Genomic DNA, 21806 nt, shown 5'->3' with positions numbered 1-21806 from the left:
TCAGAAGTATCCCTCGCGCTTGCGGTCTTCCATGGCGGCCTCGCTGGCCCGGTCGTCGGCCCGGGTGGCGCCCCGCTCGGTGAGCCGGCTGGTCGCTGTCTCGGCGATCACGTCCTCGACCGTCGCCGCGGTCGAGCGCACCGCACCGGTGCAGGTCGCGTCGCCGACCGTCCGGTACCGGACGGTCTCCACCCGGACGTCCTCGGAAGCCCGCGGCGGCGTGAACGGCGTGACCGCGAGCACCATGCCGTCCCGGTCGAACACCTCGCGCTCGTGCGCGTAGTAGATGCTCGGCACCTCGATGCCGTCCCGGGCGATGTACCGCCAGATGTCGAGCTCGGTCCAGTTCGACAGCGGGAAGATCCGGACGTGCTCGCCCGGCGCGATCCGGCCGTTGTACAGGTCCCAGAGCTCCGGACGCTGGTTGCGCGGGTCCCACTGGCCGAACTCGTCGCGGATCGAGAACACCCGCTCCTTGGCCCGGGCCTTCTCCTCGTCCCGCCGGGCGCCGCCCAGCACCGCGTCGAACTTGTGGTCGGTGATCGCGTCCAGCAGCGGGACGGTCTGCAGCGGGTTGCGCGTCTGCCCCGGACGCTCGGTCACCCGGCCGCGGTCGATCGCGTCCTGCACCGAGGCGACGACGAGGTCGAGGCCCAGCTCGGCCGCCCGCCGGTCGCGGAACTCGATGACCTCGGGAAAATTGTGGCCGGTGTCGACGTGCATCACCGGGAACGGGATCTTGCCCGGCGAGAACGCCTTCTCGGCCAGCCGGAGCATGACGATCGAGTCCTTGCCGCCCGAGAACAGCAGCACCGGCCGCTCGAAGCTGCCGACCACCTCACGCAGGATGTGGATCGACTCGTCCTCGAGCGCGGTGAGCGCCGCGTCCCGGGCGTCGTCCAGATGCTGCCGGGAGAGGTCGGGAGAAAGGATGGTCACAGCAGGCCCCTTTCGGACAACGCGGCCAGCACCGCGTCCACGGACGCATCGAGGGCGGAGGATTCGGTGCGGAGGACGAGATCGGGCGAGGTGGGCGCCTCGTAGACGTCGTCGACTCCGGTGAGACCCGAGATCTCACCGGCGCGCTGTCGCGCGTAGAGGCCCTTCACGTCCCGGTCCGCGCAGACTTCGACCGGGGTCGCGACGTGCACTTCGAGGTACGACGTGCCGCTCGCCTCGTGCCGGGCGCGGACGGCGTCCCGGGCGGCGGCGTAGGGCGAGATGACGGCGGCGAGCACCACGACGCCGTTACGGGCGAGCAGTTCGGCCACCCAACCGATCCGGGCGACGTTGGTGTCGCGGTCGGCCCGGCTGAAACCGAGCCCGGCCGAGAGGTGCTCGCGCACCGCGTCCCCATCGAGCACCTCGACGCGGTGGCCGGCGGCGCGGAGCCGCTCGCCGACCGCGATCGCGGTCGTGGTCTTACCCGCGCTCGGGAGACCGGTGAACCAGACGGTCACACCCGCTGTGGGATCCGCCACAGTCGGAGTGGCGACAGTCGCACTCTCCGTATTTCCGGCGGGCCCGCCGGGGGTTTCAGTCGATGCGGTCGGCATCGCGCGCTTCTCCTGACCTCGGGAGGGAGCCAGCGGACATTCATCTATGTATGGGACATAGGTATTGTCTCGTCCGAAGCTCCAGGACGGGGGCACGGCGACTTCGCAGGACGAAAGACCTGCCAGATCGTCGTGCCGGGGAAAGCCGTCTAGCGCGAGACGGAAATGCCGGAGCCCGCGCTCAGCCGAGGAGACACGCTGCGCTGGAGACGCGCAGGAAGTCGACGTGCCGACGCGTGGTCAGCAGCGCCGAAGCGGGGCGGGAACGGCCGGTCATGGTTGCCGATGATGACACAGCAAAACAGCGCAGCCAACCGGTAACCGAATGCCTACTATTCCAGTAGGTGAGCATCGATTCCCAACATCTGGCTACTGTCGGATCCCTGTGCGATGCTTCAACACGTGACGACGCGAGGCACCCTCCTGGTCGCCCGCCTGCATGTCGACCTGCAGCGGGTGATCAGCGCAGCCTGTCCTAGCTGACGGTTTCGCTGCCCCTCGTCCGTCTCCCGACCGCTTTCTCCCCTGCGCCACCGCTGTGAGCGCCGCGGTCCGACTCTTGTGAGGAACTCACCCAATGCCTGGTCGTCCGCGTGGGCAGGGCCAGTGGGCTCTCGGTTACCGCGAGCCGCTGAACAAGAACGAGCAGTTCAAGAAGGACGCCGACGGCCTCACGGTCCGGGAGCGCATCGAGACGATCTACGCCCACCGGGGCTTCGACTCGATCGACCCGCAGGATCTGCGCGGCCGTATGCGCTGGTACGGCCTCTACACCCAGCGCGCGCCCGGCATCCCCGGCGGCAAGACCGCCGTGCTGGAGCCGGAGGAGCTCGACGACCGCTACTTCATGCTGCGCGTCCGCATCGACGGCGGCCGGCTCACGTCGGAGCAGCTCCGGGTCATCGCCGGCATCGCGACCGAGTTCGGCCGCGACGTCGCCGACGTCACCGACCGGCAGAACATCCAGCTGCACTGGATCGCGATCGAAGACGTGCCGGAGATCTGGCGCCGCCTCGAGGGCGTCGGGCTCTCCACCACCGAGGCCTGCGGTGACACGCCCCGCGTCATCCTCGGCTGCCCGCTGGCCGGCGAGCTCGAGACCGAGGTCCTCGACGCGACCGAGGCGCTGCACGACGTGGTCGACCGGTACATCGGCGACACCGCGTTCTCGAACCTCCCGCGCAAGTTCAAGAGCTCGATCTCCGGCTGCGCCGAGCATTGCACCAACCACGAGATCAACGACGTCGCCTTCGTCGGCGTCGTCGGTCCCGACGGCGAGCCCGGCTTCGACCTCTGGGTCGGCGGTGGCTTGTCCACCAACCCCCGGTTCGCCGAGCGCCTCGGCGTCTTCATCCGTCCCGACCAGGTGGACGCCGCCTGGGTCGGCGTCGTGAGCATCTTCCGGGACTACGGGTACCGGCGGTCGCGCAACCACGCGCGGCTCAAGTTCCTGCTGGCCGATTGGGGTCCGGAGAAGTTCCGCGAGGTGCTCGAGACCGAGTACCTGCACGAGAAGCTGCCCGACGGCCCCGCCCCGGCCAAGCCGATCCAGGACCAGCGCGATCACATCGGCCTCACGCCGATGCGCAACGGCAAGCTCGCGGTCGGTTTCGCGCCGCGGGCCGGGCGGCTCTCCGGCACGATTCTCACCGCGGTCGCCGACCTCTCCGACCGGCTCGGCGACGGGCGCATCGCGACCACCGCCCAGCAGAAGCTCGTGCTGCTCGGCGTCGACCGCGCTGACGTCGGCGAGCTGACCGACGAGCTCGCGGCTCACGACCTGCAGGTCAACCCGAGCGCGTTCCGGCGCGGCACGATGGCCTGCACCGGGCTCGAGTTCTGCAAGCTGGCGATCGTCGAGACCAAAGCCCGGGCCGACGTGCTCTACCGCGAGCTGGAGAAGCGCCTGCCCGACTTCGACGAGCCGATCACGATCAACGTGAACGGCTGTCCGAACTCGTGCGCCCGGTTCCAGACCGCCGACATCGGGTTCAAGGGCTCGATGGTCCGCGACGACGACGGCAACACGGTCGAGGGCTTCCAGGTGCACCTGGGCGGTCACTTCGGCGCCGAGCCCGCGTTCGGCCGCAAGTTCCGCGGCCTGAAGGTCACCGCCGACGGCATGCCCGACTACATCGAGCGGATCCTGCGCGGCTACCTCGAGCGCCGGGAGCCCGAGGAGCGCTTCGCCGGCTACGTGGCCCGGGCCGAGGAAGCCTGGCTCCAGTGAGCGGACGCGCCGCCCCGTTCTACTGCCCCTACTGCGGCGAAGAAGACATCCGGCCCGACGGCGAGCACCACGGCCAGTGGCGCTGTGGTGCCTGCCTGCGGGTCTGGACGCTGAAGTACGTCGGCCTGAGCCGTCCCACCGAGTTAGACCAGGAGGTGACGCGGTGACTCTCGAGGCGACTGATGTCAGGTCGTTGCAGGCGTTCGCGGACGCCGCTGCGGCTTCGTTGGAAGGTGCCCATCCGATCGAGGTTCTCCGCTGGGCCGGGGACACGTTCGGCGATCGGCTCTGCCTCACGTCGTCCATGGGCGACGCCGTCCTCGCGACGCTCGCGGCCGAGGCCGTGCCCGGTATCGACGTCGTGTTCCTCGACACGGGTTACCACTTCGGCGAGACGCTCCAGACGCGCGACCGGGTCGCCGCCGAGCTCGACGTCACGGTCGTGACCGTGAAGCCGGAGCTGACCGTCGCCCAGCAGAACATCCAGTACGGGCAGAGCCTGTACTCGCGGGATTCCGACCTGTGCTGCGCGATGCGCAAGGTCGAGCCGCTCGACCGGGGCCTGGCGCCGTACGACGCCTGGGCGTCCGGGCTGCGCCGGGACGAGTCGTACGCCCGCAGGCACACGCCGGTCGTGGGCGTCGACAAGCGCCGGAACAAGATCAAGGTGAACCCGCTGGCCTGCTGGACCCAGGCCGACGTCGACCGGTTCGTCGCGGAGCGCGACGTCATCGTGAACCCGTTGGTCGACCGCGGGTTCGCGTCGATCGGGTGCGCGCCGTGCACGCGGCCGGTCGCGGCCGGGGAAGACCAACGGGCCGGACGCTGGTCGGGCACCGAGAAGACGGAGTGTGGCATTCACCTGTGACGCTCAGCATCGGCACAGGGAGTTCACAGTTTCGCGGGTGACCGTATGAGACATGGACGAATCGCACCGCTCTTCCGCACCCAGCACCGGCGGTGACCAGGCCGGCGCCCCGCTGACGCCTCCCTCGGACACGCAGCACACCCCCGGGAGCCCGCGCCCCTCAGACGCGTCCTCTCCCTGGGCGGCCCCCGCCGCCTCCACCCCCTCGACCCCGGCCCCGCAGGCGCCCTCCGGCGTGGGCCACTTCACCCCCTCGACCGCGCCGCGCGACACGGCGTCGTTCCCGGCCGCCCCCCAGCCGGCCGCCGCGCAGCCGGGCGCCGCGCAGCCGGGCGCGCCCCAGCCGGGCGTCCCGCAGCAGGCCGCGCCGCAGTCGGCGCCGCCGTACCCGGCGGGCGCACACCAGACCGGCGCGCATCAGCCGGGCGGGCACGCGCCGCAGCAGACCGGGCCGTTCCCGGCCTGGACCCACGGCGGGGCCGCCCACGCGAGCGAGGGTGCATACGCGACCTCTCCGCTCGGCACGCTCGCGCCGCCGCGGGAGCGCCGGCGCGGCCCGGTCGCGCTGGCGATCGCCGGGGGCGCGGTCGTTCTCGCCCTGCTCGCCGGAGGCACCGGCGCGGCCGTCGGCGTCGCGGTCAGTGACCACGGCGGCGGCACCGGCGTGACGATCAACCAGCAGTCGGGCACCGCCGCGACGAACACGAGCCAGGCCGGCACGGTCGAGGCCGCCGCCACGACCGCGCTCAAGAGCGTCGTCACGATCCAGGTCGCGGCGAGCTCCGGGTCCGGCACCGGCTCCGGCGTCGTGCTCGACAGCAGCGGGCACATCGTCACGAACAACCACGTCGTCGAGGACGCCGCCAACGGCGGGACGATCACGGTCGTCCTCTCGAACGGCCAGACCCGCTCCGCGACGATCGTCGGCCGCGACCCGTCCTCGGACATCGCGGTGATCAAGGTCAGCAACACCAGCGGCCTCACGCCGGCGACGTTCGCGAAGTCCTCCACGGTGAAGACCGGCCAGACCGTCATCGCGATCGGCGCGCCGCTCGGCCTGTCGAACACGGTCACCGAGGGCATCGTCAGCGCGCTCAACCGCCCGGTCCGCACCGGCTCCTCCTCCGACCAGAACACGGTCATCGACGCGGTCCAGACCGACGCGGCGATCAACCCGGGCAACTCCGGCGGCGCGCTCGTCGACCTGTCCGGCCGGGTGATCGGCATCAACTCGGCGATCGCGACGGTCTCCAGCTCGTCGGGCTTCGGCGGCCAGCAGGAGTCGCAGTCCGGCAACATCGGCGTCGGCTTCGCGATCCCGGCCGACACCGCGCTCAACGTCGCCAAGCAGCTGATCCAGGACGGGACGGCCGAGCACGCCACGCTCGGCGTCAGCGCGCAGGACACCCAGGCCGGCACCGGTGCCCAGATCGCCCAGGTGACGAGCGGCTCGGCGGCCGACAAGGCGGGCCTCAAGGCCGGCGACGTCGTCACCGCGATCGGCGACCGCCGGGTCACCGACACCGACGGCCTGGTCGCCGCGGTCCGGTCGCACAGCCCGGGTGAGTCGGTGAAGGTCACGTACACCCGCGGCGGCCAGAGCGCCACCGCCACCGCCACCCTGAACAGCAGCTCCACCTGAGCCCGGCGCGCGCACTGCCGCCACTCCACTGGCGAGCGCGCGCCTGCGGCCCCCTCCCCCGGGTGGCCGCGAGCCTGGCCGGCCCCTCCCGTGTCCGACCAGGCCCCGAACCGCCGCACCTCCTCCCACCGAGGTGCGGCGGTTCCGCGTCAAAACGGGGCTACGACGGCTCAGGGTAGGCCCGATTCGTCGCGGCCCTTACCGGCCCGCGGCCCGCGGCCCGCACCAGCGCCCAGCCCGCCCCGAGCGCCACCAGCCCGACCCACGCGGTCACCGGCACCACCACGAGGTGCGCCACCCGCTCGGCCAGCAACCCGTTCAGCCCGGTCACCGCCACGACGAGCATCCCGAACGTAGCCAGCGCCACCCCGACCCCAGCCCCCACCCCGTCGAGCGCCCCGCCCCGACGATGCCGGCCCGAGGCCCCGGCCGCCCCGACCCCGGTCGGGGCCGCGGCCGCCGCCGCGGCCGGGCGCGGGGACGGGCGCTCGAAGCGACGAGCCGCCAGCACCAGTGGAACCAGCACCACAACCAGCGCCCCCACCCACAGCGGACGGGAAGCCCACCACCCCGCCCCACCCGGCGCCGGCAGCGGCAACCCGGCCACCGCCACCCCGGCCACCACGAACAACGCGGTCAGGTGCCACAGGAACACGGTCATCACGACCCCGTTCGCCCCCACCACCGCGGTCCACACCCGGGGCCGCTCGAGCCACCGCGACACCGGCCCACGCACCAGCGCCACCACCCCGAACAGCCACGCCCCGTGCGCGACCAGAGCCAACGTCGGCGGGTTCATGTTCGACACCGGCGCCCCGGGCAGCCCCACCATCGACAGCGGGTACCACCCCGAGACGACGGTCAGCAGCACGACCGCAGCCAGCCCGCCGCCCGCGAGCCAGCACCCCACCCGCCGGGTGAGGCGCCCGTCCGAGTACACGAACCCCATCTGATGCGCGGCCAGCCACACCAGCGCGACGTTCACCGCCCCGACCGCGGGCACGTCACCCAGCAGCCGCACCGCGTCGACGACCCCCGCCGCGGCCACCAGCCCCACCGGCACCCACACCCCCCACCGCCGGTGCGCCGCGTACATCAGCGGCGCCAGCCCGACCACCCCCAGGTACACGCCGAGGAACCACAGCGGCTGCACGATCGTCCGGGTCGCGATCTGCAGCAGCTCCGAGCCGGACTGCCACCCGGCCACCTCGGTCACCGCGGCGATCGCGACCCAGACCCCGAGGAACACCGCGGTCGGCGCCAGCAGCCGCCGCAGGCGCCCGGCGACGAACTCGGCGTACGTCCGCCGCCCCGAGCGCAGGGCGGCCGCGTGCGCCGCCCCGCCGACCAGGAAGAACAGCGGCATGACCTGGAACACCCAGGTCAGGAGCTGGGCCGCGGGCAGGTCCGCGAGCACGTTCCCGACCTGCAACCGGCCGGACGAGACCGACAGCGTCAGCATCAGCCAGTGCCCGAGCACGACGACGCCGATCGAGAACACCCGCAGCAGGTCGATGTACCGGTCACGGGTGGCCGGGGTCGCGGCGGCGAGCCGCGAAGCGGAGAGGGTAGCGGTCATGGAACTCACGGTCCCGCCCCGGCACGCAAATGAAGAGAGCACTAGTACTCACGATGTGCTCAGATAGCGCATGACCTCGACCGAGCACCCCAATGTCGCCGCCGTGAACGACGTCCTGGCCGCCTTCGGCTCGCAGAACCGGGTCCAGATCCTCCCGGCCGAGGCGCGGACCGCGGCGGCGGCCGCCGAGGCGCTCGGTGTCACCGTCGGGCAGATCGCGAACTCGCTGGTCTTCGACGCCGACGGCGTCCCGCTGCTGGTCCTCGCGTCAGGCGCGCACCGCGTCGACACGGCGATGGTCGCGTCGCTGTGCGAGGTCGCCAGCGTCCGCCGGGCCACGCCCGACTTCGTCCGGGACGCAACCGGCCAGGCGATCGGCGGGGTCGCCCCGGTCGGTCACCCGGTCCGGCTCCGGACGCTGGTCGACGTCGCCCTGGCCCGGTACGAGACGGTCTGGGCGGCCGGCGGCATCCCGCACGCGGTGTTCCCGACCACCTACGACGAGCTCCTCCGCATCACCGGCGGCGTCGCGGCCGAGGTGGCCTGAGCCTAGTTCTGCCGTTGACGGCGGTCACCTCTAGGGTGAACACATGCCAGCTGCACCGGAGTCCGGGTCGGGAGCCCCGAGCACTCCGGTGACCGTGACCGTTCATGTCTGGCGGGTTTCCGGCCGCCGCATTCCGGCCGCGCTCACCCGGATGGCCACCGACCGCGCCCGCCTGTCGAAGGTGCGCGGGCTGCGGTTCGCCCGGCTGCTCGGCACCGGCCACGGCACCACGTTCGCGATCCGCGACGCCGACCTGCACCGCTGGGCGCTGCTCGCGTCCTGGGCCGACGTCGAGGCCGCAGAAACGTTCGAGAACGCTCCCACCGTCCGCGGCTGGGACCGCCTGGCCGAGGAGCGGTTCCGGCTGGAGCTGACCCCGCTGGCCTCCCACGGCCGCTGGGCCCGCCGACAGCCGTTCGGCAACCCGACCCCCCAACGGTGGGACGGTCCGGTCGCGTCGCTCACCCGGGCCCGCATTTCGGCCCGGAAGGCGGCCACGTTCTGGCGCGCGGTGCCGCCGGTGGCGTCCGCATTGCAGGAGTACCGGAACGACGGCGGCCTGCTGGCCGCCTTCGGCGTCGGCGAGGCCCCGGCCGGGTGGCAGGGGACGCTGAGCGTCTGGCGAACGGCGGAGGAGCTTCGTGCGTTCGCCTACCAGGGAGCCGCGCACAGCGCGGCGATCCGCAGAACGAAGGAGACCGGGTGGTACGCCGAGGAACTCTTCGCCCGTTTCGGCGTGGTGCGGGCGGACGGCTCGCTGGACGGCAGAGATCCGCTGAGGTGACTCCTTTGACACCGATCCGTTGGAACTCCCGCGATGTGGTCAACCACCTCGACGAGGTGCTCGGCGTGTACGGCTCGGCGATGAACTACTCGCCCGGGCTGGTCGAGGGGCGCCGGGGCATCCTGGTCGCCCACACCCGCCGGCCGGAGTTCCGCGCCGTCGGCACGTTCGACGCCGAGGGCCGGGTCGTCGGGTTCGGGTACGGCTACCGGGGCGAGCCGGGCCAGTGGTGGCACGAGCACGTCCGGTCGCGGTTGGACCCGGCCGGCTACCGGGCCTGGCTGTCGGACTGCTTCGAGGTCGTCGAGTTGCACGTGTCGCCCACGGTGCAGGGCCAGGGCATCGGCGAGCAGCAGATCCGCCTGCTGCTCGACGGCGTGACCCGGCGCACCACCGCGCTCTCCACTCCGGAGGGTGGCGAGTCGCGGGCCTGGAAGCTCTACCGCCGGCTCGGGTTCCTCGACGTGCTGCGTGACGTGGTGTTCCCCGGTGACGACCGGCCGTTCGCGGTGCTCGGCCGGGGGCTTCCCCTCGACGACCCGACGTCCTGATCGTGAAGCGCGTGCCGGCCGGGCTGGTCGGTCTGACCATTCTGGCGCAGATCGTCTATCCGCTGGTGGGCGGTGACGCGCGGAACGGGGTCACGGTCGCGACCGTCGTGCTCGGGTTCGCGGCGTCGGTGGCGCACGCGGGTCTCACCCGTGGGTGGCGCACGGCCGCGGTGCTCGTGCTGGTCACGTCGGGGGGTGGGTTGCTGGTCGAGGCGGTCGGGACCGCGACCGGCTTCCCGTTCGGGGAGTACGCCTACGCGGGCACGCTCGGGCCCAAGGCGTTCGGGGTTCCGTGGGTGATTCCGCTGGCCTGGACCATGATGGCCTGGCCGGCCTGGCTCGTCGCCGGGCGGTTGGCCGGTGGGTGGGCGCGGGTTCTCGTCGCGGGCTGGGCGCTCGCCTCCTGGGACGTGTTCCTCGACCCGCAGATGGTCGACGCCGGTCACTGGTCTTGGGCGTCCGGTGGTGCGGGTCTGCCGGGCGTGCCCGGGATCCCGGTCACCAACTACCTGGGATGGTTGCTGGTCGCGGTGGTGATGGCCGCCGCTCTGCGGCTGTTCCGCCTTGATGCGGACGCCCGCCCGCGGGCCGATGCGCCGATGCTGACGTTCTATCTGTGGACGTATGCGTCGTCGGTGCTCGCGCAGGCGGCGTTCTTCGGACTGCCCGCGTCGGCCGCCTGGGGCGCGCTGGCGATGGGGGCCGTGGCCGTGCCGCTGGCCGTGACGCTGTACCGCAGCGGCCGCTTCGCCCGCCCGGCACCCCTGGCCGGTGCGCGATGATTCGGGTCCCGGGCCGCGCCGCCTCGGGCCGCGCCACCTCGGGGCAGCAAGCGCTGCGGCGGCTCGTGCGGGATCCGGTCGTGTGGGCGTCGGTTGGGGCGGCGGCGCTCACGGTGCACAGCGTCGTCAACGCTCGGTTGCTGCGGCGGGCGCCCGGCGCCCCGGCCGAGACGCGGGCCCGGGTCTCCGTCCTGCTTCCGCTGCGGGACGAGGAGAACCGGGTCGGGCCGTGTCTGCGGGCACTGCTCGCTCTGCGGAGCGTCCCCCCGTACGAAGTGGTGGTGCTCGACGACGGGAGCACCGACCGGACCGCGGAGCGGGTCAAGGAGATCGCCGACGGCGATCCGCGGGTCCGGGTCCTGACCGGCGCGCCGCTCCCCCCGGGGTGGCTGGGGAAGCCGCACGCCTGCGCGCAGCTGGCCGCGGCGGCCGCGCCCGGATCCGAGGTCCTGGTCTTCGTGGACGCGGACGTCGTCCTCGCGCCGGACGCGCTGACCGCCGCCCTGGCGATGCTGGACGACCTCGATCTCGTCTCGCCCTACCCCCGGCAGGTGGCCGAGACCCCGGCCGAGCGGCTGATCCAGCCGCTGCTGCAGTGGTCGTGGCTGACGACGCTGCCGCTGGGCCTGGCCGAGCGCTCGCCGAAACCGTCGCTGACCGCGGCCAACGGGCAGTTCCTGGTGGTCCGGCGGGAGGCCTACGAGAAGGCGGGTGGCCACGGGGCGGTCCGCGGCGACGTGCTCGAGGACATCGCGCTGCTGCGGGCGATCAAGCGCGTCGGCGGCCGCGGAGTGGTCACCGACGGCTCGACGATCGCCGAGTGCCGGATGTACGAGTCGTGGCCGGAGCTGCGCGACGGGTACTCGAAGTCACTGTGGGCGGCCTTCGGAGGAGCTCCCGGCGCCGCCGCGACCGTGGCCGCGCTCGGGTTCCTGTACGTCCTGCCCGCGGCCGCCGCCCTGCGCGGTAGCCGGATCGGCGCGCTCGGCTACGCGGCCGGGGTGGCCGGCCGGGTCGTCGCGGCCCGGGCCAGCGGCGGTCGCGCCTGGCCGGACGCGCTCGCCCACCCGGTTTCGATCGGCGCATTCGGGTACCTGGTGGCACGGTCGGTGGTGCTGCGCCGTCGAGGCGCGCTGCGGTGGAAGGGACGGACCGTTGGCTGAGGTCGTCGTCGTGGGGGCGGGCGTCGGCGGGCTCGCCGCGGCGGCGCGGCTGGCGGCAGCCGGGCACCGGGTCACGGTCTGCGAACGCGCGCCCGAGGTCGGGGGGAAGCTCGGCCTGCTGACCCGCGACGGCTTCCGGTTCGACACCGGCCCGAGCCTGGTGACGCTGCCGCAGGTGTTCGCGGACTTCTTCCGGGAGACCGGCGACCCGCTCGAGAAGGTGCTCGACCTGGTGCCGCTCGACCCGATCGCCCGCTACCGCTTCGGCGACGGCTCCCGACTGGACTCCTGCGCCGACCCGTTCGAGTTCCGGCGCCGGATCGACGACGCGTTCGGCGGCGGCGCGGGCAGCGACTGGGCCCAGTTCTGGCAGCGGGCCGAGAAGATCTGGGACGCGACCTACGAGCCGTTCCTCACCTCGACGCTGGCCGGGCCGCGCACCCTGGCCCGCTACGCGACCCGGCTGAACGACCTGGCCACGATCGCGCCGGGCCGGTCGCTGCGCGGGCTGGCCCGCACCTACCTGCGCGATCCCCGGCTGCAGCAGTTCGTCGAGCGCTACGCGACCTACACCGGCTCGGACCCGCGGAAGGCCCCGGCCGCGTTGGCCTCGGTGCCGTACGCCGAGCTGGCGTTCGGCGGCTGGTACATCGCCGGCGGGCTGCGCCGGCTGGCCGACGCCCTGCTCGCCCGGTGCGTCGAGCACCACGTGACGATCCGGACGAGCACCGAGGTCACCCGCATCACCGCGAACGCCCGCGGGGTCACCGGCGTCCTGCTCGCCGACGGCGGACGCCTGCCCGCCGACGTCGTCGTGGCGAACGCGGATGCGGCGCACGTCTACCGGGACCTGATCGCGGTGCCGTCGGCGCTGCGGTCGTTGCACCAGACCACGCCGTCGCTGTCGGGGTTCGTGCTGCTCCTCGGCCTGCGGGGCCGGACGCCCGGGCTGGCCCACCACACCGTGCTGTTCCCGCCGGGCCGCTACGACGAGGAGTTCGACCACGTCTTCGGCGACCCGGGGCGTCCGGTGCCGGACCCGACGCTGTACCTGTCGGTACCCGACGACCCGGACGTCCGCCCGGACGGCCACGAAGCGGTGTTCCTGCTCGTGAACGCGGCCCGCCAGGGCACCGGGAGGGGCGCCGTCGACTGGCGGACCCCGGGGTTGGCTCCGCGGTACGCCGACCAGCTCCTGGAGCGGCTGGCGGAACGCGGTTACGACGTGCGCGATCGCATCCTGTTCCGGGAGATCGTCACGCCGGCCGACCTCGAGGCCAAGACGCACGCGATCGGCGGCGCGATCTACGGCACGTCCAGCAACGGGCCCCGGGCCGCGTTCCTCCGCCCGGCCAACCGCTCGATCGTGCCGGGGTTGTTCCTGGTGGGCGGCTCGTCCCACCCGGGCGGCGGCCTCCCCTTGGTCACGCTGAGCGCCCAGATCGTGGCCGCCCTGGTCGGTCCCGCGTAGATTGTCGACTTTCCGGGGTTCTGGGGGCCGTCCAGACCCCGGAAAGCCGAGAAACTCAGCGGACGGCGACCTGGGCCGGGGCCAGGTTCGCCCAGACCTCGCGCGTCGAGGCCGAGCGGTTCAGCGTGATGAAGTGGATGCCGGGCGCGCCCTCGGCCAGCAGGCGGGCCGAAAGCGTCGTCGCCACCTCGACGCCGATCTCCCGGACCGCGTTCTGGTCGTCGGCCACCGCGCGCAGCCGGTCGGCCAGGTCCGACGGGAACGCGGCCCCGGACAGGATCGCCATCCGCTCGATCTGCGACACGTTCGTCACCGGCATCACGCCGGGGACGATCGGAACGTCGCACCCGGCCGCCGCGACCGCGTCACGCAGCCGGGCCCAGTCCTGCCAGTCGAAGAAGAACTGGGTGATCGCGAAGTCGGCCCCGGCCCGGCACTTGTCGACGAAGAACCGCACGTCGGACTCGAGGTCGGGCGAGCGCGGGTGCTTCTCCGGGAACGCGGCCACGCCGACGCAGAAGTCACCCGAATTCCGCACCAGCGAAACCAGCTCGGAGGCGTACGAGTAACCCTCCGGATGGGCGATCCAGTCGGCCTGCGGGTCACCCGGCGGGTCGCCGCGCAGCACCAGCACGTCGTGCACGCCGGCCGCCGCGTAGTGCCCGATCACGTTGCGCAGCTCGGCCACCGAGTGGTTCACCGCGGTGAGGTGGGCCATCGGCAGCAGCGTCGTCTCGGTGGCGATCCGCTCGGTGATGCCGACCGTGCGGTCCCGGCTCGACCCGCCGGCGCCGTAGGTGATCGAGACGAACGAGGGCTGCAGCGCCTCCAGCTCGCGGATCGCCTGCCAGAGCTGTTTCTCGCCCGCGTCGGTCTTCGGCGGGAAGAACTCGAACGAGTACGTCGGCGCGTCGTCCCGGACGAGGTCACCCACGGAGGTCCGCCGAACGGAAACACCGGTTGCCATGTGACCACAGTAGTCGACCGACCAGATACCTTGACAGAAACCCGTCAAAGAAGGAGACCGCGTGGCCGCCACCCCGCTCGACCGGGATGACCTGCGGGCGCGCGTGAGCGCGGCCCTCCGCGCCCACCTGCACCGCCGTCGCGGCCGCCTCGCGCTGGTCGGTCCCGAGCTCGGCCCGGTGGCCGACGCGCTGGCCGACTTCCTCGACGGCGGCAAGCGCCTGCGGCCCGCGTTCGCCTACTGGGGCTACCGCGCGGCCGGTGGCCACGGTTCGGACGCGCTGGTCCGCGCGGTCGGGGCGCTGGAACTCGTGCAGGCCTGCGCGCTGATTCACGACGACGTGATGGACGGCTCCGACACCCGGCGGGGCAAACCGGCCGTGCACCGGCACTTCGAGGCCCTGCACCGGGCCGAGAAGTACACCGGCAGCGCCGAGCGGTTCGGCACCGCGGCCGCGATCCTGCTCGGCGACGTCTGCCTGATCTGGGCCGACGAGATGCTCGACCGGTCGGGGATGCCGGCCGACGCGCTCGAACGTGCCCGACCGATCTGGGACGAGATGCGCACCGAGATCATGGCCGGGCAGTACCTCGACGTGCTGGCCCAGGCGCAGGGCGGCCACTCGGTCGACCGGGCGGTCCGGGTCGTGCGGTACAAGGCGGCGAAGTACACGGTCGAGCGTCCGCTGCACCTCGGGGCCGCGCTGGCCGGGGCCGGGCCGGACCTGCTCGACTCGCTCAGCCGGTACGGGCTGCCGATCGGCGAGGCGTTCCAGCTCCGGGACGACGTCCTCGGGGTGTTCGGCGACCCGGCCGAGACCGGAAAACCGGCCGGCGACGACCTCCGCGAGGGCAAGCGCACGCTGCTGCTGGCCTACGCGGCCGAACGCGCCACGACGGCCCAGCACGAGCTGCTCGACCGTCACCTCGGCGACCCCGACCTGGCCGACGAGGGCGTCGACGCGCTGCGCGGCGTCCTCGTCGAAACCGGGGCGCTGGCCCGCACCGAGGAGCGGATCACGTCGCTGACCCAGCGTGCGCTGGACGCGCTGCGGGCCGCCCCGGTCGACGCCGAAGCCGCCGAGGCGCTCGCCGAGCTCGCCGCCGCGGCCACCGCCCGCCGAGCCTGACGGGCCGGCCGAACCCGACGGGCCGGACGCATCGCGATCGGGCCTCGATCCGGCGTGTCGCCGCGGATTGCAACCGTGACGGTGCGCAATGAGCGCAGGTCGCGCCGGTACCCCGGCGCACACGAGCGCACTCGGGGGCGGCACGGTGGCAGGTCAGCGAATCAGCCGGCGGGGCGTACTGATGGGGAGCGCCGCACTGTTCGGCGCCACGAGCATCGCGGGCATCGGGCTGAGCGCCGCCCCCGCGGTCGCGCAGATCCAGCGTCACCCGGCGGTGCGGGCCGGATACCGGTTCCTCAACGCGGCGATGGACGTCCACTACCCCGCCTACGGGACGTTGCGCCTGCCCCAGTCGTACTCGGACGAGATCGGCCTCTACGGCACCGCGTACCTCTACGACGCCGCGGTCGCCGCGCTGGCCTACCTGGCCGAGGGCTCACCGGCGTCGGTCGAGCGGGCCCGCATCATCGGCGAGTCGCTCCGGTACGCCCAGGACCATGATCCGGCCTACCGCGACGGCCGGCTGCGCCAGTCGTACACGGTCGGCCCGTACGCCCGGAACGGCGTCGTCCAGGCCAACGGGTTCGTCCAGCCGGACGGCCTGGTGAACGCCGGCAACGTCTTCGACCACAGCGCGAGCTACACCGGCGACCAGGCCTGGGCCGGGCTCGCGCTGCTGGCGCTGGCCCGCCGGGGCCTCAACCCGGCCTTCCTGACCGCCGCGGTCCGGCTCGGCAACTGGGTGGCCGCCACCTGCGGCACGAACCAGGCCCTGGGCGGCTACCGGGCCGGCGTCGACCGCGCCGGGACGACGCTGACCCGCACCGACACGTCCCACAACGCGGTCCTGGCCGCGTTCTTCGGCCAGCTCGCGACGCTGACCGGCGACGAGATCTGGTTGGACCGGCGCACCAAGGCGGCCGCGTTCGTGCACCGGATGTGGCAGGCCGACGGCGGCTTCTACGCGTCCGGCTCGGACGACGGGATCGTCGTCGGCCGGTTCCCGGTCACGACCGCGAGCCAGACGTCGGCCGTGCTCGGCCTGGCCGGCAGCCCACGCGCGGCGAACACCGCCGCCCTGGACTACGTGATCGCCGAGCTCACGGTCACCGACACGGCCGAGCGGGTGAACAGCGCGCTGCCGGTGGGGGTCACGGTCACCGGCGTGACCTGCTCCGACCGCAGCCGACTCGTCGACCCGACCGTCCCCGTCGAACCGGGACTGCCGACGCCGGACCCGGACGCGGTCTGGCTGGAGGGCACCGCGCAGCTTGCGGCCGCGCTGCTGGAGCGGGCGAAGCCCGGCGACCTGGACGCCGCGACCGCGCGGCTGAACACGCTGGCCGAGGCCCAGGCCACCCTCGGCACCGACGAGAAGGCCGGCGACAAGCCGCTGGCCGACGGCGAGGGCCTGGTCGCGGCGACCAGCCCGCTGCACACCGGACTCGGCGACACCGGCTACTACCCGTACCGCCACGTCGGCACGACGGCCTGGTACCTGCTGGCCGTGACCGGCACGAATCCGCTGGCCATCGGGGGCCCGGCGGGCTGGGAACGGCGGTAACGCCTCGACGTGCCGACCGGGTCGGGGTGCCCTACGGTTCAACCGTGCGCACTGTCACCGGCCCCACTGAACACGTCGTCGTCGTCGGAGCCGGCCTCGCCGGCCTCTCGTGCGCTCTCAGACTGCTCGGCGCCGGACGGCAGGTGACGATCGTCGAGCGCGAGTCCGTGCCGGGCGGCCGGGCCGGGCGGCTGACCGTCGACGGCTACCAGTTCGACACCGGCCCGACCGTGCTCACGATGCCGAACCTCATCGAGGACGCGTTCGGCGCGGTCGGCGAGCGGATGAGCGACTGGCTGACGCTCGAGCCGGTCAGCCCGCTCTACCGCGCGTTCTACCCGGACGGCTCGCAGCTCGACGTCCACCCCGACGCCGAACGCATGGCGGAAGAGATCAGTGAGGTCTGCGGCCCGCGCGAGGCCGACGGCTACCGCAAGTTCGTCGATTTCGTCTCCGAGCTGTACCGCCTGGAGATGGACGAGTTCATCGACCGGAACCTGGACTCGCCGCTCGATCTGGTGGGCCCCGGCATCGCCCGGCTGCTCGCGCTGGGCGGGTTCCGGCGGCTCGCGCCCAAGGTCGGCCAGTACCTCAAGGACCCGCGCACCCAGCGCATCTTCAGTTTCCAGGCGATGTACGCGGGCGTCTCGCCGTTTCAGGCGCTGGCGATCTACGCGGTGATCGCGTACATGGACTCGGTCGCCGGCGTGTTCTTCCCCAAGGGCGGCATCCACGCGGTGCCGACCGCGCTGGCCGGCGCGGCCGAGAAGCACGGCGCCCGGATCCGGTACGGCACGACCGTCACCCAGGTCGAGACGAAGAACGGCCGCGCGGTCGGCGTCCGCACGAGTGACGGGGACCACATCGCGGCGGACGTCGTCGTCCTCAATCCGGACCTGCCGGTCGCCTACCGCGACCTGCTGCCCTCCTCCGCCGCGCCGCGGCGGATCAAGAACCTCCGCTACTCGCCGTCGTGCTTCCTGCTGCACGCCGGGTCCACCGCCCGGTACACCAAGACCGCCCACCACAACATCCACTTCGGACGGGCCTGGAAGCGGACGTTCACCGAGCTGATCGACCGCCAGGAACTGATGAGCGACCCGTCGCTGCTGGTGTGCAACCCGACGCTCTCGGATCCGTCGCTGGCCCCGGCCGGGAAGCAGACCTACTACGTGCTGGCGCCGACCCCGCACACGGGCGCGCCGATCGACTGGTCGGTGGTCGGCCCGCGCTACCGGGACGAGCTCGTCGCGGTGCTGGAGGCGCGGGGTTACGTCGGGTTCGGCGACGGGATCGAGGTCGAGCGCACGGTGACGCCGGCCGACTGGCAGGCGACCGGGCTGGCGATGGGCGCTCCGTTCGCGGCCGCCCACACGTTCTTCCAGACCGGGCCGTTCCGCCCGTCGAACCTGGCGCCGGGCCTCGACAACGTCGTGTTCACCGGATCCGGCACCCAGCCGGGCGTCGGGGTGCCGATGGTGCTGGTCTCCGGGCGGCTGGCGGCTGAACGCATCACCGGCTGACATGGCTGAGACCATGGTCGCCGTGACGACCGCTGTTCGGGTGACCAACGCCCGGTGGACGGGTTTCGCCGGTTCGGTGCTGATCGCGGTCGGCGGGCTGGGCGCCGGTGTGCTGCCCCGCCCCGATCCCCTGTGGGACGCCCCGGTGCTGCGCGATCTGCGTCACGGGATCGGGCCGGCGGTGTGCATCACGCTGGCCGCGATCGGCATGACGCTGCTGGTCTACGCGTGGTGGCGGCTGCGGACGGAGTCCTCGGCCGGGTCCGTGACCGGCACGGCCGCGCTGTGGGCGCTGCCGCTGCTGTTCGGGCCGCCGATGTTCAGCCGCGACCTCTACTCCTACGCCGCTCAGGGCCTGGTGCTCGCGCGGGGCTTCGACCCGTACCGGATCGGTCCGGCCGAGATCCCGTCCGGGCTCGGCGCCGACTGGGTGTCGTCGGTCTCGTCCACCTGGGTCAGTACGCCGGCGCCGTACGGGCCGCTGTACCTGTACCTGGCCAGCTGGGTCGCCGGCGCGGCCGGCGACAACCTCGTCGTCGCGCTGCTGGGCTTGCGTTTCCTGGCCGTGCTCGGCCTGGTCGTGCTGGCGGTGATCGTCCCGCGGATGGCCGCCGCGTACGGGGCCTCGCCGAGCCGCGCGCAGTGGTTGCTGATCGCGAACCCGCTGGTGCTGGCCCAGTTGGTGGCGGGCGGGCACAACGAGGCGCTGATGCTGCCGTTCCTGGCCGGTGCGCTCTGGGTGGCCGCCCCGGCGGCCCGGCGCGGGCCGGACGCGGCCGGGGGCGGGCCGGACGCGCCCCGGCGGGGGCTGTACGCGGTCGGGGCGGCGGCCGGGGGGCTGATCGGGCTGGCCGCCGCGGTGAAGGTCTCGGCCGTCGTCGCGCTGCCGTTCGTCGTCGTGCTGGTGGCCGCGAACCGGCCGGTCGGGCCCGGACGGCTGGGCTGGTGGAACCGGGTCGTGCGCGTGGGTGCGGTGGCCGGTGCGGCCGCGGTGGCCGCGTTCGGGCTGGTGAGCGCGCTGGCCGGGCTCGGGCTGGGCTGGGTGCACGGGCTGGCCGTCACCAGCGGCGTCTCGGTGCAGTGGACGTCGATCCCGACCGGCTGGGGCATGTTCCTGACCTGGTTCACGTCGGCGCCCGACCGCACGGTGCTGGGCCCGGCCCGGACGCTCGGCACCGTCGTCATGCTGGTGATCCTGGTCGTGCTCTGGTGGCGCGTGCGGACCGCGCCGGCCCGGGCGGTACTGGGAGCGTGCGCGGCCGCGCTGTTCGTGCTCGCGATCTTCGGGGCGTCGTTCCACCCCTGGTACCTGCTCTGGGCGCTGGTTCCGCTGGCCGCCGCGGACGAGGACCGGTTCGCGACCGTGCTCGTCGTGATCAGCGGCGTGCTCAGCTTCTTCGTCCTGCCCGACGGCTACAACCTGGCCCGGGCCACGCACGTGCCGGGCACGATCTTCGACCTCGTTCTCACCGGGGCCGCCGTGGCCTACGGCATCCGGTTCCTGCGCCGCAGAAGGGTTACCACCGATGAGCTCGCGTGAACTGGACGCCGCCGGCATCACGGATCCGGAGTTGCGGGCGTCCTACGCCGAGTGCCGCCGGCTGCTGGCCGAACACGGCAAGACCTATCACCTGGCCACGCTGCTGCTCCCGCCGGCGAAGCGGCCGTACGTCCAGGCGCTGTACGGGTTCGCCCGATACGCCGACGAGATCGTCGACGACCTCAGCTCGACGCTGTCGGACGCCGAGAAGGCCGCCGAGCTGGACGCGTTCTCGGCGTCCGTCCTGGCCGACCTGAAGCGGGGCGAGTCGGACCACCCGATCACCCGGGCGCTGGTCGACACCGTCAGGCGCTGGGACGTCGACGTCACCTACATCGAGGCGTTCAACGCGTCGATGCGGATGGACCTGACCGTCACCGAGTACGCGACCTACGACGACCTGATGACGTACGTGTACGGGTCGGCCGCGGTGATCGGGCTGGAGATGGTGCCGATCCTCGAGCACCCCGGGGTCCCGCGGGCGGTCGTCGAGCCGTACGCGCACGACCTCGGCGTCGCGTTCCAGCTCGCGAACTTCATCCGGGACGTCGGCGAGGACCTTCGGCGGGGCCGGATCTACCTGCCGATGGAGGACCTGGCGCTGTTCGGCGTCGACCGGGAGCACCTGGAGCGGGGGGTCGTCGACGGGCCGATCCGGCGGCTGCTGGCCTACGAGGTGGCCCGGTGCCGGGAGATCTACCGGGCCGCCTGGCCGGGCTTCCGGCTGCTCGCGCCGGAGAGCCAGGAGTGCATGAAGACCGCGTTCCTGCTCTACGGCGGCATCCTCGACGCCGTCGAGCAGGCCGACTACCAGGTGCTCGACCGTCGGGTCGCGGTCAGTAACTTTCGTCGCGCGCGCGTGGCGCTGCCTGCTCTCGTGCGGGCCGTACGCGCCCGAGCCTGACCCAGGTGGACACCGCGAAGAGCACGAGCGCGAACCCGAACAGCAGGTCCTCGACCGGCGCGTAGACGATCCGCAGGCCGATGATGTCGTCCGGGTTGTACCGGACGATCCCCCGGCCGGTGAGAAAGCCGTTCGTCATCAGCTGGAAGAACACGACGATCGCGTAGGAGACCCACCAGACCCGGCGGGTGACCAGCCGGGTCCGGTAGACGAACAGGTCGATGGCCAGCGCCACCAGCACGCCGAGCACCGCCGCCTGGGTGTAGGTCATTCGGCTCTCCAGCCGGTGACCTTGCGCACGGCCTCGAACGCGAGGATCGCCGCGACCGGCACCACGAGGAAGAACAGCAGTTCCTCCAGCGGCAGCGGCCCCAACTCGATGCCCAGCATCTGGTGGGGGTCGAACGTCCAGTGCCCGGCCCGGATCGCGAGCACGTCCCAGACGACGAAGATCACCGCGGCCGGGGTGAGCGCGAGCAACAGGCGTTTCCACCGTCGATACACCTGGACCCGGAGGAACACCTCGAGCCAGCCCGAACCGATCACGATGAACACGAGCACGGCCAGATAGCTGAAATGCCGCACTCAGAAGCCCAGGGCCTGCGCGCGGCGCTTGATCTCGGTCGGCCGTTCGCGCAGGGCCGCTGCCGCCGACCCTTCCGGCAGCGTCGAATCCGGCGTGTAGAGCCAGGTCAGCGCTTCCTCGGAGTCGTAGCCCGCGTCCTTGAGCACGGTGAGGACGCCGGCCAGGTGCCGGGCCAGGTTGGACTTCTGCCCGGCCTCCGACCGCAGGTCGGGCACCAGGTCGGCCGGGAGTTTCAGGACGCCGTCCCGGCGCACGGCCAGCAGCGCGCCGCTCTTCACCAGCTGGTGCACGCGGGTCAGCCGGACGTCGAGCCGTTCCGCGGCCTCGGGGACGGTCAGCCAGGCGTCGGGGCCGACCTCAGTTTTGCTGTCTTCCACGCACCAACGATCCCACGAGATCTCAGTTCGGGAACGAACGCGG

General features: G+C 72.7%; 24 protein-coding genes. 16 read left to right on the top strand and 8 right to left on the bottom strand.

All coding sequences use genetic code 11. The features are described 5' to 3' along the window. The 3 genes from cysD to FL583_RS42730 form a co-directional block, all read right to left on the bottom strand. Window positions 1–939 carry a sulfate adenylyltransferase subunit CysD gene (gene cysD, locus FL583_RS29260; protein WP_240746847.1) on the bottom strand — a complete coding sequence of 313 codons (939 nt, stop codon included), beginning with the start codon at window positions 937–939 and terminating at the stop codon, window positions 1–3. Further along, the gene (gene cysC, locus FL583_RS29255) at window positions 936–1556 is read right to left on the bottom strand and encodes an adenylyl-sulfate kinase (protein WP_142708076.1); all 621 of its coding nucleotides are present in this window, start codon (window positions 1554–1556) and stop codon (window positions 936–938) included. The genes cysD and cysC overlap by 4 nt, the downstream gene beginning before the upstream one ends. A gap of 181 nt (window positions 1557–1737) precedes the next feature. Then, window positions 1738–1833, bottom strand: a complete 96-nt coding sequence (locus FL583_RS42730; protein ID WP_338081136.1) for a putative leader peptide — start codon at window positions 1831–1833, stop codon at window positions 1738–1740. A gap of 113 nt (window positions 1834–1946) precedes the next feature. Between FL583_RS42730 and FL583_RS43130 the strand changes: the two genes are divergently transcribed. The 5 genes from FL583_RS43130 to FL583_RS29240 all read left to right on the top strand — a co-directional run bounded on the left by FL583_RS43130 (window position 1947) and on the right by FL583_RS29240 (window position 6296). Then, window positions 1947–2039, top strand: a complete 93-nt coding sequence (locus FL583_RS43130) for a putative leader peptide (RefSeq protein ID WP_420843214.1) — start codon at window positions 1947–1949, stop codon at window positions 2037–2039. Between the two features lie 94 nt (window positions 2040–2133). Continuing rightward, window positions 2134–3786 carry a nitrite/sulfite reductase gene (locus FL583_RS29250; protein ID WP_142708075.1) on the top strand — a complete coding sequence of 551 codons (1653 nt, stop codon included), beginning with the start codon at window positions 2134–2136 and terminating at the stop codon, window positions 3784–3786. After that, window positions 3783–3953, top strand: a complete 171-nt coding sequence (locus FL583_RS40420; protein WP_170323925.1) for a hypothetical protein — start codon at window positions 3783–3785, stop codon at window positions 3951–3953. The genes FL583_RS29250 and FL583_RS40420 overlap by 4 nt, the downstream gene beginning before the upstream one ends. Beyond that, window positions 3950–4654, top strand: coding sequence for a phosphoadenylyl-sulfate reductase (locus FL583_RS29245; protein WP_142708074.1), 705 nt, complete (start codon window positions 3950–3952; stop codon window positions 4652–4654). Before FL583_RS40420 ends, FL583_RS29245 begins: the two co-directional genes overlap by 4 nt. A 52-nt stretch (window positions 4655–4706) precedes the next feature. Next, window positions 4707–6296, top strand: a complete 1590-nt coding sequence (locus tag FL583_RS29240) for a S1C family serine protease (protein WP_142708073.1) — start codon at window positions 4707–4709, stop codon at window positions 6294–6296. Window positions 6297–6456: 160 nt separating this feature from the next. Here the strand turns inward: FL583_RS29240 and FL583_RS29235 are convergent, their stop codons facing one another. Beyond that, complete coding sequence (locus tag FL583_RS29235) at window positions 6457–7875, bottom strand: acyltransferase family protein (RefSeq protein ID WP_142708072.1); 1419 nt, start codon at window positions 7873–7875, stop codon at window positions 6457–6459. A 70-nt stretch (window positions 7876–7945) separates the two neighbouring features. On the opposite strand from FL583_RS29235, the gene FL583_RS29230 reads away from it, so the two are divergent. From FL583_RS29230 to FL583_RS29205, 6 genes are read left to right on the top strand one after another with little or no spacing between them, the layout of a single operon-like run. Continuing rightward, window positions 7946–8422 carry a YbaK/EbsC family protein gene (locus FL583_RS29230; protein ID WP_142708071.1) on the top strand — a complete coding sequence of 159 codons (477 nt, stop codon included), beginning with the start codon at window positions 7946–7948 and terminating at the stop codon, window positions 8420–8422. Window positions 8423–8465: 43 nt separating this feature from the next. Continuing rightward, window positions 8466–9206: a DUF3291 domain-containing protein gene (locus FL583_RS29225; protein WP_142708070.1), complete on the top strand. Its 741-nt coding sequence runs from the start codon at window positions 8466–8468 to the stop codon at window positions 9204–9206. A 5-nt stretch (window positions 9207–9211) separates the two neighbouring features. Next, window positions 9212–9757 (top strand): GNAT family N-acetyltransferase, encoded by a 546-nt coding sequence (locus FL583_RS29220; protein WP_142708069.1) that lies wholly within the window; start codon window positions 9212–9214, stop codon window positions 9755–9757. Beyond that, on the top strand, window positions 9754–10539 hold the full coding sequence (locus FL583_RS29215) for a carotenoid biosynthesis protein (RefSeq protein ID WP_142708068.1): 786 nt from the start codon (window positions 9754–9756) through the stop codon (window positions 10537–10539). Before FL583_RS29220 ends, FL583_RS29215 begins: the two co-directional genes overlap by 4 nt. Next, a complete protein-coding gene (locus tag FL583_RS29210) occupies window positions 10536–11702 on the top strand; it encodes a glycosyltransferase family 2 protein (RefSeq protein ID WP_142708067.1) in 1167 nt (388 codons plus the stop codon). Before FL583_RS29215 ends, FL583_RS29210 begins: the two co-directional genes overlap by 4 nt. Beyond that, on the top strand, window positions 11695–13173 hold the full coding sequence (locus tag FL583_RS29205; RefSeq protein ID WP_142708066.1) for a phytoene desaturase family protein: 1479 nt from the start codon (window positions 11695–11697) through the stop codon (window positions 13171–13173). The genes FL583_RS29210 and FL583_RS29205 overlap by 8 nt, the downstream gene beginning before the upstream one ends. Before the next feature lie 55 nt (window positions 13174–13228). Here the strand turns inward: FL583_RS29205 and metF are convergent, their stop codons facing one another. Next, window positions 13229–14140, bottom strand: coding sequence for a methylenetetrahydrofolate reductase [NAD(P)H] (metF, locus tag FL583_RS29200; protein WP_142708065.1), 912 nt, complete (start codon window positions 14138–14140; stop codon window positions 13229–13231). 61 nt (window positions 14141–14201) lie between these two features. On the opposite strand from metF, the gene FL583_RS29195 reads away from it, so the two are divergent. The 5 genes from FL583_RS29195 to FL583_RS29175 all read left to right on the top strand — a co-directional run bounded on the left by FL583_RS29195 (window position 14202) and on the right by FL583_RS29175 (window position 20800). Further along, window positions 14202–15269 carry a polyprenyl synthetase family protein gene (locus FL583_RS29195; RefSeq protein WP_142708064.1) on the top strand — a complete coding sequence of 356 codons (1068 nt, stop codon included), beginning with the start codon at window positions 14202–14204 and terminating at the stop codon, window positions 15267–15269. Between the two features lie 88 nt (window positions 15270–15357). Further along, window positions 15358–16833 carry a hypothetical protein gene (locus FL583_RS29190; protein ID WP_205752548.1) on the top strand — a complete coding sequence of 492 codons (1476 nt, stop codon included), beginning with the start codon at window positions 15358–15360 and terminating at the stop codon, window positions 16831–16833. Between the two features lie 44 nt (window positions 16834–16877). Further along, entirely contained in the window at window positions 16878–18356 is a 1479-nt protein-coding gene (gene crtI / locus FL583_RS29185) for a phytoene desaturase family protein (RefSeq protein WP_142708063.1), read from the top strand. Window positions 18357–18378: 22 nt separating this feature from the next. Next, the gene (gene mptB / locus FL583_RS29180) at window positions 18379–19896 is read left to right on the top strand and encodes a polyprenol phosphomannose-dependent alpha 1,6 mannosyltransferase MptB (RefSeq protein ID WP_142708062.1); all 1518 of its coding nucleotides are present in this window, start codon (window positions 18379–18381) and stop codon (window positions 19894–19896) included. Beyond that, entirely contained in the window at window positions 19883–20800 is a 918-nt protein-coding gene (locus tag FL583_RS29175) for a phytoene/squalene synthase family protein (RefSeq protein WP_142708061.1), read from the top strand. The genes mptB and FL583_RS29175 overlap by 14 nt, the downstream gene beginning before the upstream one ends. On the opposite strand, the gene FL583_RS29170 is transcribed toward FL583_RS29175, so the two are convergent. Genes FL583_RS29170 through FL583_RS29160 form a run of 3 tightly spaced genes read right to left on the bottom strand, consistent with a single transcriptional unit; the run spans window position 20733 to window position 21763 of the window. Beyond that, window positions 20733–21071, bottom strand: a complete 339-nt coding sequence (locus FL583_RS29170; protein ID WP_142708060.1) for a lycopene cyclase domain-containing protein — start codon at window positions 21069–21071, stop codon at window positions 20733–20735. The two genes, FL583_RS29175 and FL583_RS29170, sit on opposite strands and share 68 nt — an antisense overlap. Continuing rightward, complete coding sequence (locus tag FL583_RS29165) at window positions 21068–21385, bottom strand: lycopene cyclase domain-containing protein (protein WP_142708059.1); 318 nt, start codon at window positions 21383–21385, stop codon at window positions 21068–21070. Before FL583_RS29165 ends, FL583_RS29170 begins: the two co-directional genes overlap by 4 nt. After that, a complete protein-coding gene (locus tag FL583_RS29160) occupies window positions 21386–21763 on the bottom strand; it encodes an Rv2175c family DNA-binding protein (protein WP_240746846.1) in 378 nt (125 codons plus the stop codon). Window positions 21764–21806 lie beyond the last annotated feature (43 nt).

Source organism: Cryptosporangium phraense, from assembly GCF_006912135.1.
Classification (GTDB): domain Bacteria; phylum Actinomycetota; class Actinomycetes; order Mycobacteriales; family Cryptosporangiaceae; genus Cryptosporangium; species Cryptosporangium phraense.
Note: the sequence above shows the minus strand (reverse complement) of the source record. Positions and strands in the feature narration are given on the sequence as shown.

What these genes read in the sequence shown, in the direction of transcription:
- FL583_RS29210 (WP_142708067.1), top strand. Translation starts at nt 10,536, where the DNA reads ATGATTCGGGTCCCGGGCCGCGCCGCCTCGGGCCGCGCCACCTCGGGG.
- FL583_RS43130 (WP_420843214.1), top strand. Translation starts at nt 1,947, where the DNA reads ATGCTTCAACACGTGACGACGCGAGGCACCCTCCTGGTCGCCCGCCTG.
- metF (WP_142708065.1), bottom strand. Translation starts at nt 14,140, where the DNA reads ATGGCAACCGGTGTTTCCGTTCGGCGGACCTCCGTGGGTGACCTCGTC.
- FL583_RS29250 (WP_142708075.1), top strand. Translation starts at nt 2,134, where the DNA reads ATGCCTGGTCGTCCGCGTGGGCAGGGCCAGTGGGCTCTCGGTTACCGC.
- FL583_RS29230 (WP_142708071.1), top strand. Translation starts at nt 7,946, where the DNA reads ATGACCTCGACCGAGCACCCCAATGTCGCCGCCGTGAACGACGTCCTG.
- FL583_RS29235 (WP_142708072.1), bottom strand. Translation starts at nt 7,875, where the DNA reads ATGACCGCTACCCTCTCCGCTTCGCGGCTCGCCGCCGCGACCCCGGCC.
- cysC (WP_142708076.1), bottom strand. Translation starts at nt 1,556, where the DNA reads ATGCCGACCGCATCGACTGAAACCCCCGGCGGGCCCGCCGGAAATACG.
- FL583_RS29175 (WP_142708061.1), top strand. Translation starts at nt 19,883, where the DNA reads ATGAGCTCGCGTGAACTGGACGCCGCCGGCATCACGGATCCGGAGTTG.
- FL583_RS29190 (WP_205752548.1), top strand. Translation starts at nt 15,358, where the DNA reads ATGAGCGCAGGTCGCGCCGGTACCCCGGCGCACACGAGCGCACTCGGG.
- FL583_RS42730 (WP_338081136.1), bottom strand. Translation starts at nt 1,833, where the DNA reads ATGACCGGCCGTTCCCGCCCCGCTTCGGCGCTGCTGACCACGCGTCGG.
- FL583_RS29225 (WP_142708070.1), top strand. Translation starts at nt 8,466, where the DNA reads ATGCCAGCTGCACCGGAGTCCGGGTCGGGAGCCCCGAGCACTCCGGTG.
- FL583_RS29170 (WP_142708060.1), bottom strand. Translation starts at nt 21,071, where the DNA reads ATGACCTACACCCAGGCGGCGGTGCTCGGCGTGCTGGTGGCGCTGGCC.
- FL583_RS29240 (WP_142708073.1), top strand. Translation starts at nt 4,707, where the DNA reads ATGGACGAATCGCACCGCTCTTCCGCACCCAGCACCGGCGGTGACCAG.